The organism is Cytophagaceae bacterium (assembly GCA_016722655.1).
In the GTDB taxonomy this organism is placed as follows: Bacteria; Bacteroidota; Bacteroidia; order Cytophagales; family Spirosomataceae; genus Leadbetterella.
In genome coordinates, this window is sequence record JADKIR010000004.1 from 352714 (window position 1) to 369650 (window position 16937).

The following is a 16937-nucleotide window of genomic DNA, read 5'->3' on the forward strand; positions in this document are numbered from 1 at the left end:
ATCAACCAAAAATAGTATATTTAAAATACCACAAAAGGTGTAGTATTGTTCTCTTTTATCAATTACAGCGATTTTAAAACAAATTGTTTAATAGAGTCAAAGTTCAATTTTTCTTTGATTCCCCAACGACAGATTTTATCATTTGTTTAAAATCAACCTGTTCGTTGAAGATTTCCACCTCTATATTCTCAAATACACCATCGGAGAAACGGTGTATTAGTTTTGGAGTTCCGAGTAGTTTTACTTCTTTCAAATCACCCGAAATTTTGCCTGAAATGATAGCTTTTGAAGAGGATACTTTTTGCCATTTTGTAATTTCCAGACTGAAGTCGGTGTTTCCTTTTCCGTTTACAAATCCGTATATTTCGGTGTGGGCAGTATTTCCATCAGGTGTACCACTAAAGTTTACTTCGAGGTCTTTTGAAACGTATTTTGCAGGTGATTCTTTTGGATACAGAACTTGGATAGTTATGAGTCTTTCATCTGGTGTCTGAACGCTTGCAAACTGAAGTTGCATGTATGGTTTTTCAAGAAGACCTTTCACGCCTTTTCTCCAAAAAGAAGCACCTTTGTAGGTCACTTTTGCATTCCAATTTTTTCCATTCAGTTTGGATTTAAAATTAACACTTGCGGTCTTTGCATCGGCCTCTGCTTTCATTTGGCTACTATTTACCTTAAAACCAGCAGGATATACTTTATAGTCTTTGTTAATATAATCCTTTCCTGTTGAAGGATTTTCGGTAAATTTTAAATCAAAATAGCCATATTCACCCGCTTTAACTTGACTCAATTCATCATTATTTTTGCCTGAAATTTTTACAATTGTAGCCGTAAATTTCCTTCCTGAAGGAGCGTAAATATCAATTTTATCATTCTTCTTGATAATGCCTGATAAAACCTCCATTCCTCCATTGAGTTCTGTATCTTTTTCTCCCAAATACAGATAACCCGTTTTCGCGGTAAAAGATTGAGCAATAGCTCCATTAACTAACAACAATACAAAGGTTAAGTTAAAAAATCGCATAATATTTTGCTTTTAAGGATATTTCCAAAATTAATAAAATATAACAAAATTAATAAACTTTAAAACCCGACATATCCGCCGCAATATTTAAACTTATGGCATGTCCAGAAACTTGAAAAAATGAAAATTTAACAGCATCATTTTGATCTAATCTAATTAAAAAATTTGACTCGAGAGTTGTGAAATAATTATTATCAGTACTAAAGCGAGTAATATATTGTAAATTGAGGAAGGAATTTTTAATAATACCTATTTGTCCTATAAAGTCATATAAAGGTGTTGTAGTATTATGAAGATTAATTTTAACATTAAATGAATAAAGTCCACTTGAAGGGGCAGTAAAAACTCCAGTATTTTTGTTAAATCCACTTCCATCATTGAACGTAGGGAAATTATAAGTCACTATTTCAGTATTTGAATAATTGGGAATGACAATAACAGGTGTAATTACCCTAAAGCCTACCTTTTGTTCTTCCCAAGCCGGTGTAGCATTGCCTCTAGAAACTAAAACACTTCCCGCAGGTCCAACACTTTCGTTCTCAGCTTGTAAAGGGCCCGAAAGTCGAATTCCATTATTTGCATTTATTTTCTCAAATGCTGTAACTTGGCCAGTAGTGCCGTCAATCCTAAATCTAGGCAAGAAATTGGTATAAAAGTCCAAATTGTTAAAATTCTGAGTACCGATTTCAAGATGGTCTGAAATAGCTTGGATATAACCTTTAAAATTCAAGGCATCATAAAAAGTCACGTATGGACTAGCACCCTGAAATCTTGCTACTTCACCTGACTTATTGATGTGAAGAGGAATGGCTGTGTTTATGGTTTGCCCAATTCCGATGCTATTTGGCAAAGTGGTAACTTGGGCAGAAGTTACCCTCGAAATTATAATAATTAGAAAAATAGTGACTTTGTTTTTCATAATTTATTCTTTATAAGTGATTAATGCTTTAAATGGCATATTTGCAAGTCCAGAGCTATTTCCATTTTTGTTAAGTATATAAAGGTTTCCTGCGGTCCAATAATAGTTGTATTCTAAAGATGCGTTTCCAGTATAATTTGCCGGAATAAATTGATTGTTAACCTCGGCCGTTACCACAATTGATAGTATTTTGGCGTCTGTGAGTCCGTGAGGGTAGGTGCCATTTACATTTGCTGCTGGCATATTTCCAGTGATTTCAAGCATTTTTATATGTGGAGCAAATTGACCGAGTTTTGTATATCCCCATAAATCAACATTTGAATTGTTTCTTACTACAAATGCATTTCTTCTGTCGAGGGGTGCAGAACCGGTACCCACAATAAAAATTGGGTTTGACGGGATTCTGCTATGAAGTGCATCATCGGGGTCAAAAATAATGACTTCATTATACGATCCAAATATGGCTGTATTTGAAGAATAATTTTGTAACCCTTCTCCAAATGTAAATGAATTAGTTGCTTTATTTTCATTCGTCAAACCACCAACAAAGGATGTATTTCCGAAATTCGAATTGCGATACCCAATTGTAAATCCATGCTGAGCAGTTGTATTGTTTTCATTGCCAACAGTGAATGAATTATAGCCTGATACAGAATTGAACCAACCATGATTAAAAGATAAATTTCCCCGGTTTTTATAATTGAAAATACTAGTTGGACCACTACTTATGCTTCCTTTGTTCGTTGAGTATTCAAAAAGGGGGCCACCGTAATAAACATCCATTATTTCTTCAAATGAGTTATCCAATGGAATGAATTTAAGAATGAATCCCTGACCAACCTGAGTGTTATTATTTGTTCGAAATGCAATTTCTATGTTTGGATTGCGGATAATAATCTTGTTTGGAATAGTAGTTGTTCCATTGAAAATATGAATCGGCTGTCCATAATCGTAAATAATTAAAGAATCACCCGCGTCAGGTATGTCCATAAGATCAAAGCTTATTTGATAACCACCAACACTTCCATCCAATAGACTAGCTGGTGAGATAAGGGCTCTTGCTGAAAATGCAACTCCCTGTAGGTAAGGGCCATTACCACCCGGATCGAAAATGGTTCCTCCAAGCCTACCATCTGGAGTTTGTATGTTACTGTTGATAAGAGTATAGATATTAGAGTTGGGATTAACGTTTCGAATTGAAAAATCGCTTTGAACAATCAAACCTTTATTTCTTAATTCTAATTGAGTGAAAGGAGATTTAAGTAGTGCCCCACCGTTGGAGAGTTCCGAGGACTGGCAATGAACCTGGGATTTGTTTGCAATGACGATAAGCAATAATAATAGTATTTTTTTCATGATCTTAAATTTATATTCTTACCCATTCTCCTGCTAATCAGCCCCTTATTTCCGGATTTACTAACAAATTCCTTTTCATAAATCGTAAGTTCAGCTAAGGGATTAATCAAAAAACTGCGATGAACCCGCACCATATTTTCGCCAAAACGCTCCTGAAGTTTTTGAAGATTGGTGGAGACCAGGATTCTTCTTCCGTTTTTCAGAAAAATATGAGAATAGCTAAAATCGGCCTGGATGAATTCTATTTCATCAGGCGACAGGTAGGTTCTGGAACCCACATGAATAGTATTAATTGAAATCATGACCGGAAATATTTTTCCGAAAAATAATTTTTCCAGAATAACAAATCCATCACAAATGAATACTTAACAGACCAGAATGAATATCTGACGGATTTTGGAGGATAATTAACGTAAGTCAGGGATTCTGATATTGACTTTTGTGCCTGTAGGATTTTTCAGGTCTTCTATTTCTACTTTTATTGACCAATTGTAAATTTCAGAAATCAGATTTATGCGATTGGTAATCAGCTGCTCACCCATAGACTGATGCCCCGCCGGCCTGTTTTTGGTGGCTTCTTCGCGGCCAATACCGTTGTCTTCGATTACGACAGACAAGTCATTACTTTTTTTGAAAATAGAAATTTTTATAAATCCCTGCTTATTTAAATTGTTAAAACCATGTTTTATGGCATTTTCCAGAAAGGGTTGCAAAATAAATGCAGGTACATTTGTGGCCGACAAGTCAATAATTAAATCCCTGTCAATGAAATACTTAAATTTTCCTTCTGCCCGTTTTTGTTCGAGTCTCAGATAGTGTTCACAAAATACCAGTTCTTCGTTGAGGCTGATAATATGCTCCCTGCTTTTTTCCAAAATTGCCCGTATCAAATCCGAGAATTCGGTCAGGTATTCCGTGGCCTGATTGGTATCTTTTCTGATTATATAATTTTTGATAGAGTTGAGTGTATTAAACAAAAAATGAGGGTTTATTTGCGATCGCAGCAAGCTGAGCTCCGACATGGCATATTGTTGTTGCAGTCTTATTTGCTCAGTTTTGGTTTGAAAAAACTGTTGCAAAATGGCCATTGTATATAAAATCACTTCGGCCAGTACTGCTAAATTGAAAACATAATTGGGATAGTACAACAAAATACTGGAAGAGGTTTTTGAAAAACCTAAGGTGCTGGAAATAAATCCAAAGATAACCCCCAAAAACAAAACGATACTTGCAGCCTTTAACAACGGTGGCGTGTAGAGGTTTTTCCATTTAAAAAGATTGATAATCAAATAAATACTCACTACCAGAATTAACAATTCGGAGATAAGGGTATTGTAAAACTGCCAATCATACCTTTTTAAAATCAAACTCAAAAACAATTCTACAATTAGCAGAAAAATAAACGCCGGAATAATAATTCTGAAAAATGACTTCTGATTTTGCGTTCCCCGACTGTTTACTTCCAAAAATTCACTCAAAAAAAGCATGTAGAAAATCTGCGTACAAAGGATATAGAAATTTTGCCTGAGATCGATATTTAAGATTTCCGAAAAATTCAAGGGTGTTACGATAAAGGGCGAATAACTGAATCCATAAATATTGAAGAGCAACATGGAAATAAGATATAGTGCATAATAAACCAGAAACCTTTGCCTGAGAAAATAATAAAGGGCCATCGCCATGATCAAAATGTAAAACAAAATGCTATACATGGCGGTATTGGTAAACATCGGTAACCTATTGTCATACAGATCTTTGAGCTTTATTTTAGCTTCCTCTCCAGCTGTTAATACCAAAGGATTTATTTCAAATTCTTTTCCGGTCAAATCATTGAATTTCAACAAAAAAACTGCCCTTTCTTTGGGTAAAAGGACTACTTTCAGAAATTTTTGGTCAAATCGGTATGGCCTCTTATTCTCCGGAAGGCTCTGTTTTGTAAATCCTGTTTGCACCCATTTTCCACTTGTAAACTTCCAGATTTCCTGTTGCTTAACCACCCCGGAACTCATTAACAGGGTATCAATGATGTTTTTGGGATTTTCGATACAAAATTTAAGGTAAAAATTGTACCTGAATTCCTCACCCAAAAGCCGTGGAATCTGAAATGAATTTAAAGGCATGAATTTTTTGGCGGAAATCTTTTCTTTTGAAAGTTGGCCCGTAGTATCGGCATAAAGTAAAACTTGGGAAATAGCATTAAATGGCTTGTTGTCAGTACTCCTGAAACAATCCTGAGATTTTGCCTGAAAAAATACAAACAACAGAAATATGAAAATGCTATTTTTCAAAAAATGAATTTTTCTCCCGAAAGATAGAAGGATTTTTTTCTCAATAGAACCAAAAATGTAGCATTTTCAACGAATGGAATTATTGTCGACTAAAATAAGACTTAAGAGTTTGGGTTTATTTATTCTGGAAACCGACAAAGTTTTTCCATCGGTCATAACCACCTGGCCTCCATCACCTCTGATATATTTCTTGATTTTTTTTATCTGAACAACCGCTGAATTGTGGATTCTGATAAACTTCGAGTCATCCAGAATTTTCTCAAATTCCCCGAGATTTTTGGAGACAACTATCTCACGATTAGTCAAATATATGGTAGTATAATTGCCCCAAGCCTGCAAATAATTGATTTCTTCCTGATCAATCATTTCAAATCCTTCGGTGTTAGGCACTGCAATGTGGCCACTTCTCAAATGATGAGACTTGATACCTTCCAATCTGGGCCCTATGTTTTCAAGATTTCGACTGGACCCGATTTTCTCTTTTAACCTTTCCACTGCCCGCATCAGTTTTTGACTACTCACAGGTTTTACCAGATAATCGACAGCATAAAAATCAAACGCACTGAGTGCATACTCCTGATGGGCAGTAACAAAAACCACCTGATAATCAATACTTTTCTGACAAAGCAAAAAATCAAAACCCGACATTTGAGGCATAGTGACATCTAAAAAAACCACATCGATTTTGTTAGTGGCCAAAAACTGTAATGCTTCGGTAGAGCTGGTGGTAGCCTTCTCAATTTTTATCTCCGGACAATAGGTAGCAAGATCATGCGACAAAATTTCGAGATTAGTGGTTTCGTCGTCGAGCAGTAAAGCGGTTATCATTCAGTATTTGAAAATCTTAATAAGCAAATAATAAAATTCCGTATCAATAATCCGTATGTTTTTTGGTATTTGCAATATCCTGAAAAAAATATTTGATAGTATAAGTTTTTTATTTTGTGGAAATCGAATTTCAAATCCCAATCAATAGTCCTTGTTAAGATTTTAAAAAAAATCCCGATATAAAACATAAAAAACCTACGCTAAATCCAATTTTCTTTTGGATTTTATGGAAAAAAAATTAAATTTGAAATGAAAATACTTTGTAAAAACTAAAAACCTAAATTATGCCTCAGAAAAAACGACTGTACACTCAGGTGTATCAAAAACCTCAATTAATCAAGCTCGGAAAAGTAGGGAAAATCACCCTAAAAACCGGCTCAATAGCCGACTTTGGTAGCAATAAATATGCTCCCTGATCTGATTTCATCAATAAATACTTAAACCTAAATTTTATGAAAAAAATATACTTTTTAATTATTTTTTTATTGGCAATTAATACAGCCAATGCCTACGTCACTTTTATATCTGCAACTTGGGGTGCAGGGGGAACTCAAAGAATATTATGGTTTAATTCCAATACCGCTTTCGGTCAAGGCGTAATGGCTCAATTAAGATATACTTTGGGAGGTGACCCAACCCAAATTTACACAGGTTTTGTACCTGGAGTATTTGACGATGCCACCGTTGCTGGTGCAAACTTCAGGGTTGTTATCCCTATTAGTGATGCGGCAAGTGGTGGATCTCAAACGGTTCATACTAATGCCCTCAATATTTATTACGAAGGTGCTAAATCTGATTATGGTACCACAAACAATGGATTTGAATATACCGGGTTTCAATTTTTGGCTTCGGGCCCCTTACCTGTCAACATAATCTCTTTTGACTCAGAAGTTACTAATAATCAATCCGTAAAACTCATCTGGAAGACAGCCTCCGAAACCAACAATCAGTATTTTGATGTTCAGCGAAGTGCTAATGGCAAAGATTTTACGATGATAGGCAGAGTAAATGGAAAAGGTAATACACAAGAAACCATTTCCTATGAATACACTGATAACCAACCCAAAAATGGCATTAATTATTACAGATTAAAACAAGTTGATTTCAATGGGAAATCTGAATATTCTAAAATTATTGCCGCTCAGGAGATTTCCGGTCTTACAAAAGTATATCCTAATCCTGTAAAAGATATTTTACAAATCAATGATAGCCAGGTAGTTAAAGAAATTGAAATTATTGATTTCAGCGGAAAAATATTCTACAAAAAAGTGGTTGGAGGAGATACCTATGATGTTTCGGCTGTACCCGCCGGAAATTACATTTTACTATTGAAAAAACAAGACAATTCGATATTGACCGAAAGGATTATCAAGAATTAATCTTTCAAAATATTCCATTTTTTAGATATGAAGAAATCAGTATTTCTTTTAACATGGATGCTTTTTGCCCTTACACTTAAGGGGCAAAAAGTAACTTTTGACCTTGTGGATTGGAAAACTGATCAAACCGTCAAAATAAAATTTGATTTCAGCGGTACACCTTTTTCAGGTTTTGCGGGTAATCTTTACTTATGGTCATGGGTAAACAACAGTGCCGGGCAAGGAATGGATTCGCCTAATAACGGTACCTGGGCAGCTTCTTCAGTAAATTCTCTTCTTACCGATGAAGGAAACAACATCCGAAGTATAGGCCTCGTTCCGTCCACATATTTCAATCAAAATACTGATTTTCTGTCGGTTGCAGGGATAAATTTTTTAGTAAAAAATCAAACCGGAACCCAGCAAACAAGCAATTTTGAGAAAATCCTCCCTTTTTATGACAATGGAATAAAACCCAACACAGCATGGGTGGGTTCAAAAGAAATACGGATAATGGTGGATGTCACCGCTACTCCACTTGACGGTTTCTCAGGTCCGCTTTATTTCTGGACATGGTACAACACTGGTACGGGCGATAATAACTCACCCAATAATGGAAATTGGAACGCTTCTCCTTCGAACATGCAAATGACCCGTATCGGAAGCAGCAATCTGTGGTATTTCGATTTTGTACCTAATGATATTTTTGGAACATCAGCAGTCAATTTTTCTAATTCCAATCTTTTTGGTTTGGTGAAAAAACTAAACGGAAACGATGGCAAAACCAATGATTTTGGTGCAGGGAAAACACATCTGAAATATTCTATTTTCCAAAAAAATGCTTCAAATATTACTCTCACACCCACACTTCCACCTGATAATGTGCCTGTTACTATTCAGTTCATTGCCAGGGAATCCTTAAAAAACAGCAGTGCCTCTATATTTATGCATGCTGGGGTGGTAACTGATGGCCTTTCATCAACTTCATGGAACAACACCCGGGGAATTTGGGGTGACTCGCTCACTAGCCCCGGAAAAATGACAAAAACAGGTCTAAATACCTATGAAATCACGATTCCTTCCATTAGAGATTATTTTCAATTAACACCTGATCAAACAGCCTATAAAATTATGGCAGTTTTTAGGAATGCAGATGGCACTGTGGTTGAAAAAGATGGCAGTGCAGACTACCAACTGCAAATACAAGCAGCCAGATATCTGGAAATCAGGGAGCCTTTGGGTGCTTTTTCAACTTCAAAACTTAATCAACCTTTCCGAATCACAGGTTACTCCAATGAAACCTCGGATATTACGATAAAAGTTGATGGAACGGCAATTTTTACCAGTTCCGCAATAAATAGAGGCACCCAAACCTTTACTCCTACTTTGCCTGGTGTCTATGATATTTCTGTCGAAGCTGATTTTGGCGATTCTGTTTTTGTAAAAAATACTAAAGTTACAGTTTGCTCCACGCAATCTATAGACACCCCGCTTGCATTGCCTGCAGGCCTGAAATATGGGATAAATTATAATCCTGCAGATAATACTCAAGCCACATTGGTTTTGCATGCTCCAACTGAATCCATAAAATCGGTTCATATTATTGGTGATATGAATGATTGGACCGTTGACTGTGATTTTTTGATGAATTATGACAATGTGAAAAAAGTCTTCTGGAAAAACCTCAGTGGATTGATTTCAAATAAAGAATATGTTTTCCAATATCTTATTGATGGTGAAACACGAATCGGCGACCCTTACACACAAAAAGTAAGTGACCCATGGAATGATGGTTCCATTTCACCTTCAGTTTATCCTGATTTAATTCCATATCCCGAGGCAGCCAGACCTAAAAATGGCGAAGTGCCAACTATAGCTTCGGTCCTACAAACTGCTCAGAGCAATTATTCATGGGAGATAACCTCATTTAAAAGGCATCCGCAGGAAAAGCTAAATATTTACCAACTGCATTTTCGTGATTTTACAAGCGAAGGCACATATCTGGCGGCCATTGAAAAACTTGACTATCTTAAAAGACTCGGTATCAACGCTATCGAGACGCTCCCTGTTAGCGAATTTGAAGGAAATGACAGCTGGGGATACAATCCCAACTTTTATTTTGCCGCAGACAAAGCTTATGGAAAGCCTGATGACTACAAAAAATTTGTGGATGAATGTCATAAAAGGGGCATCGCTGTAATCGGTGATTTAGTGCTTAATCATGCTTTTGGCACCAATCCTCATGCACGTATGTATTGGGACAACCTTAGAAATCGCCCGGCTACCAACAATCCCTGGTTTAATGCCGTATCTAATTTTTCAAATCCTGCTGCTCAATGGGGCAACGACTTCAACCATGAAAGTGCACATACCAAAGCTTTTGTGGACAGTACAATTGTATTTTGGCTGAAAGAATTCAGGATTGATGGTATTAGATTTGACTTTACAAAAGGTTTTGGTAACACCCCATATCCTAATGGCACTTGTGGTGATGAATGGGGAGGTTGTTATGATGCCTCCCGGATTGCTTTACTTAAAAGAATGGCAGACAAAATGTGGCTGGTTGACAATGGTGCAACTGGTAGCCAACCCTATGTTATTTTTGAGCATTTGGCCACTCCGGCGGAGGATCAGGAAATTGGAAATTATGGCAACGGAATAATGCTCTGGTCGGGGGTATCGCCCAATCATAAATATGGAGAAATCGCTATGGGCTGGGCACCAGATGCCGGTGACCCCAATAAAAGCAATGTGTCGGAGGCATATTATAAAAACAAAGGATTTACAAAACCAGTATGGGTGAGCTATATGGAAAGCCATGATGAAGACCGGTTGGGGTATTTTCAGACGGCCTTTGGAAATGGCACTATCAAAACCGATTTGGCTGTAAGATCCCAGTTTTTACAGGCAGCTGCCGCAATGAACCTTTTGTTTACAGGTCCACGTCAAGTCTGGCAGTTTGGTGAGCTCGGATATGACTATAACATCAATTTCAATGGCAGGACAGGCAAAAAACCTGTTCGCTGGGATTATTTTGATATGCCCGAAAGAAAGAAAATCTATCAAACCTACGCCAGGTTATTTTGGCTTAGAAACAGATATCCGCTCACATTTCACAAAGATGTAGATAACCCTGGAGGCACAAAAACAGATTGGACGAGCCAGTTTAAGCGATACCATTTTTATAGTTCTGTGGGTGATACTGCCGTAACTATAATTGCCAATACAGCCAACAGTGTAATGTCCGGAAATCCTGAATTTAATGCTTCGGTGAGCAACCAGTGGTACGATTTGGTGAGCAATCAATGGCTTCCGGTAAGTAGTTCTATGACTTTACAGCCGGGTGAATTCAAGGTATTTTTCAATAAAAAACCGGCATTTAACCTTCCAATATTAAGCTTTTCTTCCATAAAATCACCCGGAATTGTGGCAGATACTTCACGTCTTTTTCTAAATTTTGATGAGCCGGTTTTGAAGAAAGATATGACAGGTTTCTTAGGTGCTAATTTTAATTCCGGAAATGCAAAGAATACTTTTTTGCTTAAAAATCATAAAAATGAAATTCAGAATTATAATTTCTCTATCGATTTAAATCAAAATAAAATCACAATTATTCCTACTCAAAAATTACCGGTGGGCAACTATTCATTAACTATAAATAAAGATTCTGTTCAAAACTTCGGAGGAATTTCTTTTGAAAATGACCAGATTTTCAACTTTACCATCGAAGGAAATGCATTGCCGTGTCAAAACAGTCAAACATTTGTTTCTCCTTTGGACAATCTCTCGGGTCAGAGTCTGAACGTTCCGGTAATCAGTTCTATTCTTTCTCCAATTCAGATTTCCGGAGACTCCAAAGTCATTTATGATGCTGGCAAGTCTGTCACTTTAAATCCTGGATTCAAAGTTACTGCTTCGGTAAATTCTTATTTTATCGCAAAAATTGGTGGATGTAATTGACTTTACGAGTTTTTATTTAGTTTTAGGTTTTAAAAAATATCCGATGAAAAAAGCCTTTCTATTTATTTATATCATGTTTATCAACTTTGTTTCAATGTCTCAAAATACCATCGTTGCCCATCGTGGAGCCTGGAAGACTCAAAAATTGCCCGAAAATTCCATTGCTTCTATGATTCATGCAGTAGAGTTGGGTTGTTACGGCTCCGAATTTGATGTGCATCTGACGGCTGACAATATCTTGGTTATCAATCATGACGACAAATACCATGACATGATAATTGAGAAAACTACTTTGGAGGATTTACATAAATTTCCGCTTTCAAATGGTGAAAAACTTCCTATATTAAAGGAGTTTTTCCTGGCTTATAAAACAAAAAAAACTAAGACCAGGTTAATATGTGAAATTAAACCTGTAAGCAGCGACGAAAAAGCCCTTCAAATAGTAGAATTAACCCTAGCCATGGTCAAAGATTTGAAATTGACTTCAAAAGTAGATTACATCAGTTTTGATTATCGTATTGTAAAAAACCTTAAAAAACTTAACACTAAAGCACACGTACAATATCTCAATGGCGAAAAATCACCTGCCGAACTTCATGCTGACGGAGTGGACGGTCTAGACTATCATTTCAGTGTTTTCAAAAAGAAACCGGAATGGATCACCGAAGCCAAAAGCTTGAAAATGAGCCTAAATGCCTGGACGGTCAATGACGAAGCAACGATAAAGTGGTTTCTGGAAAACAAATTTGACCAGATCACTACCAACGAACCGGAGCTGGCTTTGGAGCTGGAGAAAGGAAAAAGGAAGTAAGCTTACAAAGAATATCCTTTACAGACTTTTCATATTAAATAGCTGAGGAAAAAAGAGTTAGGAAATACCCAACTCATTTTTTCTTTAAAATCAGTGCACTCACCAGGCTTACCAAAAGGCCAACCGGGAAAATCTCAGAAAAAGTAATACCTAAAAAGGAGAAAATGTTGGCATACAAATCTCTGCCTGATTCAATTTCTTTAATTTTTTCTGCCAGTAAAACCGGATCTTTAATCTCAGACTTCAGTTTTTCTGATGTAGCACTTATCATGTTTTCCATGAAATCAGGCATAAAAAAATGGTATTCAATGGCCCAGGCCAAAGTGTACATCACACTCGCAATGACCGAAATCCCCAAGCCAACTTTAAAAGCAATTCCAAAGGTGATTTTTCCTTCACCTAAAGTATCACGGTATTTTTTCACACCGATAAACACAAAAGAAAAAGCCACCAGCATCGAAGCGTAGCCCAGCAACATACTGCCTTCCGCCTTGCCCGATTCATGCAGGTAATACATCGAAATTACCATGAACAAAGAAACAATTGTTCCGGCAATCAGCCCGTTTTTAATAATAATGTTTTTCATCTTTTAAAAGGTTTAAATTTGAGGCAAACTAAAAGAATTGAAGTCAAAATGCCTTCATACTAAAGTATGAATTTTATGATTTCCTATAAATTCCCGGAATTCCTGGCTTTTATAATAGCCTGCGAGCGGCTTTTTACATCAAGTTTTAGGAAAAGATTTGACATGTGTGTTTTTACGGTAGGCACGCTTACAAAAAGCTTATCTGCAATTTCCTGATTGTTGAGTCCCTCAGTGAGCAATTCCAGTACTTCTTTTTCTCTTTTGCTTAAGTCCGGAAAATTGGCAGCACGAAGTCTTTGTTTTTTCTCAATGATTTTTTTTTGAAAATTCAAAGCCAGCCAAATTCCCAAACCCAAAAAAATCAAGGCTATTATGCCGGCATAAATCTCAAAGCGATGCTCGATATAAACATATTTCAATTCAAGCCATTTCAGGACAAAAAGTAGAATGGCCATGGAGACACCATAGAGGAGAATAGGTTTTAAATTGTGGTTTTTCCCGGAAAATAATTTCATAATAAATATTTTCTCAATTTTGATTTCTTGATGCGTATGAGACCTTTAACCACACTTTGAGCATTTATTTCAGCACCTAAAGCGTTGGTATGTACATTATCTTTTGGAGTGAAATATTGCTTTTTTACTTCTTCCGGTCCCAACTTATCATAATGCTTAGCGGTAATTTCATGTAAATCTATAAAATGAGCCTGAGTTTGCTCTGAAACTTGCCTGGCCCAAAACAGGAAAGACTCAGCCTTTCTCTGCACTTTCCCATTTTCAAACCGGCAAAATGGAACCGGCGAACACACAAATACCTCCACACCTTTCGCCCGAGCCTCCACAATATATTTTCGCAAATACCACCCAAAACTATGCACTACTTCATGTTTTTTGGTAATCAGATTATCGATTTCGACCGAATCCTTACCAATTCCCTTAATTGTCCCTCTGGCTCTGATGGTATCATTGATGGCCCAGTCGTCATTGTGGCCAAACTGTATCATCAGAAAATCACCTTTTTTCATTTTTACCAAAATTGGCTCCCATCTGCCATCAGTAAGAAAAGTGCGGCTGCTACGACCTCCTATTGCATGATTTTCGATGTTGATTTTTGTTGCATCAAAATAAGCCCCAAGCTTGCTCCCCCACCCCCACATATCATTTTCACCCTTGCCCTGGCCGGTTTTTACAGTGCTATCGCCAATCAAAAAAAGTATTGGTTTGGGTTTATGGGTAAAAAAAATAAGTGTTAAATAGAGAATTAGGTATTTCATTATCTTTTTTGCAAATATTTAAAAAATCAATTCATAATTTGTACTTCTTCCCCCAGCTTCATCTTTTTTTAGAATATTTTTATTCTGTAAATCCTGAATATCTCTTAGAGCCGTATCTGTGGATGTATTAGTGATTTTTGCCCATTTTGAACTTGTAAGTTTTCCTTCAAACCCATCCAAAAGCTTATTTAACATCAATTTCTGGCGAACATTCAAATCAGTATCTTTTTGCTTTTGCCAAAAATCCGCCTTTGTTAGCACTCGTACCAATACTGTTTCTGTAGATTTGAGAGCTTTTATTAGGCAGTCCAAAAACCATAAAAGCCAGTCTGTGATATTTAAATCTCCCTTTTGAGTTTTTTCCAAAATGTCATAATATGATTTCCTTTCTAACCTAATCTGAGCCGACATACTATAGAATCTCTGTTTGCTTTTGTCTGCTCTTGCTAATAACATGTCGGTTAAAGCTCTTGTGACCCTGCCGTTTCCATCATTAAATGGGTGAATAGTGACAAACCATAAATGAGCCACAGCAGATTTAATTACCTCGTCGATTTTCGAATCTGAATTAAACCATTCAATAAATCGCTCCATTTCAAAAGGTACTTTTTCCGAATCCGGAGCCTGATAATGCACTTTTTCTCTACCAATTGCACCCGAAACCACTTGCATGGGGCCAGTAGTGTCTTCCCGCCAGGTTCCCACCTGTATTTTATAAAGGCCGCTTCGTCCAGATGGAAATAAAGCACTGTGCCATCCAAACAGTCTTTCTTCATCTAATATCTGCGAGTTATTCTGAGTTGCATCCAGCATCATATCAACCATTCCGTCCACATTACGGTCTGATGGCACTGTACCAGCTATCTCCAGGCCTAATCTTCGTGCCAGTGAAGATCGTACTTGCCCGGGATTTAGAAATTCTCCCTCAATCTCTGTCGATTTCAATACATCCATTGTTAAAGTATTCAACAATGCTTCATTTTGCAACTCAAAACCCAGGGATTCCATTTTCCCCAGGAGTTTACCTTGAAGATGACGAACTTCTCCCAACTGCCTTAAAATCTGAGAATCTTCCCAGAAAAAAGCTGGCCAATCCGGATTTTGATATATATAAAGATTCATTCACCGCATATTTTGCTACAAATAAAACTTTTATTCACCGCAAATGCAAATTTTTTACCGCAAATTCTGCGGTGATTAAATACATTATTCACCGCACATATTTTACTTTTTATGCAATTTTGCAATTGAAATGAAAATCTGCATAAATATTTTTAAATTCTAATATTTTTATGCAATTTTGCAATAGGAATGAAATTTTACATAAAATGCTTAACAGAGACCTGGAATATGCTCTTAATGAACTCATTAAGTACTTCCCAATTGTATCAGTAAGTGGCCCAAGACAATCCGGAAAATCCACTTTGGTAAAAAAAGTCCTTAAAAACCTACCTTATGTACTTCTGGAAGATAGGGACGTTCAACTTTTTGCAGAATCAGACCCTCGCGGATTTCTGGCCCAATACCCCAACGGTGCCATACTTGATGAAATACAAAGGGTACCGGTGCTCTTTACTTATTTGCAAGGAATGGCCGATGCTGATCCTTCCAGGAAATTTGTATTATCAGGTTCGCAAAACTATCTCATGATGGAGGGAATCACTCAGTCTCTGGCTGGTAGAGTTGGGCTGCTGAATTTACTCCCATTTTCGTGGAATGAAATGCAAATAAAAGAAAAAAGCTCCGTAAACTTGCTGTTTAATGGGGGCTATCCAGGAATAATTGCCAACCAAATTCCGAAAAATATATTTTTCAGCTCTTATGTACAAACCTATATAGAAAGAGATGTGCGGCAACTCAAAAATATCGGAGATTTGAGTTTATTTATGCGTTTCTTGAAACTTTGTGCTGGCAGAGCAGGGCAATTACTCAACGTTTCGGCTCTGGCAAATGATGCCGGAATAAGTCCAAACACAGCTGCATCATGGCTTTCGGTGCTGGAAAACTCATATGTAATCTTTTTGTTAAATCCTTACTATCAAAACTGGGGAAAAAGGCTCACAAAAATGAGTAAACTATATTTTTATGACACAGGCCTTCTGACTTATTTATTGGATATTGCCGATGAAAAACAGTTGGATACACATTTTGCTTATGGTTCTATTTTTGAAAATGGGATTATTCTGGAAATCATGAAAAAACTCATAAACGAAGGAGAAAAACCACAGATTTATTATTGGCGTGACAGTAATGGCAACGAAATGGATTTAATTCTTGAAACCAAAGGAAGATTGATTCCAATCGAAATAAAATCGGCACAAACACCCACAGACCATCTTTGGAAAGGCTTCAAAAAATGGAATGCCCTGGCCAAAATTGCCCCGAATGCCGGATACGTGATTTATGGTGGTGACCAATCTCAAACCAGAAGTGAGGTGAATTTGGTTAGTTGGAGGGAGATGAATAAAATTTTTGTTTAACAAAAAAAAACCGACCCAATTGAGCCGGTTTTCATTATAAATAATTCAAAAAAA

General features: G+C 36.7%; 14 protein-coding genes. 4 read left to right on the forward strand and 10 right to left on the reverse strand.

All coding sequences use genetic code 11. The features are described from left to right. Positions 1-103: 103 nt before the first annotated feature. From IPP61_02275 to IPP61_02300, 6 genes are all read right to left on the reverse strand, one after another. Positions 104-1024, reverse strand: a complete 921-nt coding sequence (locus IPP61_02275; GenBank protein MBL0323999.1) for a hypothetical protein — start codon at positions 1022-1024, stop codon at positions 104-106. A gap of 49 nt (positions 1025-1073) precedes the next feature. Further along, a complete protein-coding gene (locus tag IPP61_02280; GenBank protein MBL0324000.1) occupies positions 1074-1943 on the reverse strand; it encodes a hypothetical protein in 870 nt (289 codons plus the stop codon). 3 nt (positions 1944-1946) lie between these two features. Beyond that, on the reverse strand, positions 1947-3299 hold the full coding sequence (locus IPP61_02285) for a hypothetical protein (protein ID MBL0324001.1): 1353 nt from the start codon (positions 3297-3299) through the stop codon (positions 1947-1949). Next, entirely contained in the window at positions 3296-3601 is a 306-nt protein-coding gene (locus tag IPP61_02290; GenBank protein ID MBL0324002.1) for a LytTR family transcriptional regulator DNA-binding domain-containing protein, read from the reverse strand. Before IPP61_02290 ends, IPP61_02285 begins: the two co-directional genes overlap by 4 nt. Before the next feature lie 105 nt (positions 3602-3706). Further along, entirely contained in the window at positions 3707-5587 is a 1881-nt protein-coding gene (locus tag IPP61_02295; GenBank protein MBL0324003.1) for a histidine kinase, read from the reverse strand. A 66-nt stretch (positions 5588-5653) separates the two neighbouring features. After that, complete coding sequence (locus tag IPP61_02300) at positions 5654-6415, reverse strand: response regulator transcription factor (GenBank protein ID MBL0324004.1); 762 nt, start codon at positions 6413-6415, stop codon at positions 5654-5656. 452 nt (positions 6416-6867) lie between these two features. On the opposite strand from IPP61_02300, the gene IPP61_02305 reads away from it, so the two are divergent. From IPP61_02305 to IPP61_02315, 3 genes are read left to right on the forward strand one after another with little or no spacing between them, the layout of a single operon-like run. Continuing rightward, complete coding sequence (locus IPP61_02305) at positions 6868-7794, forward strand: T9SS type A sorting domain-containing protein (GenBank protein MBL0324005.1); 927 nt, start codon at positions 6868-6870, stop codon at positions 7792-7794. Positions 7795-7821: 27 nt separating this feature from the next. After that, a complete protein-coding gene (locus IPP61_02310; GenBank protein MBL0324006.1) occupies positions 7822-11733 on the forward strand; it encodes a hypothetical protein in 3912 nt (1303 codons plus the stop codon). A gap of 43 nt (positions 11734-11776) precedes the next feature. Further along, positions 11777-12544: a glycerophosphodiester phosphodiesterase gene (locus IPP61_02315; GenBank protein MBL0324007.1), complete on the forward strand. Its 768-nt coding sequence runs from the start codon at positions 11777-11779 to the stop codon at positions 12542-12544. A gap of 73 nt (positions 12545-12617) precedes the next feature. Here the strand turns inward: IPP61_02315 and IPP61_02320 are convergent, their stop codons facing one another. The 4 genes from IPP61_02320 to IPP61_02335 all read right to left on the reverse strand — a co-directional run bounded on the left by IPP61_02320 (position 12618) and on the right by IPP61_02335 (position 15525). Next, on the reverse strand, positions 12618-13130 hold the full coding sequence (locus IPP61_02320) for a DUF4199 domain-containing protein (GenBank protein ID MBL0324008.1): 513 nt from the start codon (positions 13128-13130) through the stop codon (positions 12618-12620). Positions 13131-13213: 83 nt separating this feature from the next. After that, the gene (locus IPP61_02325) at positions 13214-13585 is read right to left on the reverse strand and encodes a response regulator transcription factor (protein ID MBL0324009.1); all 372 of its coding nucleotides are present in this window, start codon (positions 13583-13585) and stop codon (positions 13214-13216) included. 56 nt (positions 13586-13641) lie between these two features. After that, positions 13642-14403, reverse strand: coding sequence for a rhamnogalacturonan acetylesterase (locus IPP61_02330; GenBank protein ID MBL0324010.1), 762 nt, complete (start codon positions 14401-14403; stop codon positions 13642-13644). An 18-nt stretch (positions 14404-14421) separates the two neighbouring features. Continuing rightward, complete coding sequence (locus IPP61_02335) at positions 14422-15525, reverse strand: Fic family protein (protein MBL0324011.1); 1104 nt, start codon at positions 15523-15525, stop codon at positions 14422-14424. Positions 15526-15731: 206 nt separating this feature from the next. Here IPP61_02335 and IPP61_02340 point away from each other — a divergent pair, with 206 nt between their 5' ends. Beyond that, positions 15732-16883 (forward strand): ATP-binding protein, encoded by a 1152-nt coding sequence (locus IPP61_02340; protein ID MBL0324012.1) that lies wholly within the window; start codon positions 15732-15734, stop codon positions 16881-16883. Positions 16884-16937 lie beyond the last annotated feature (54 nt).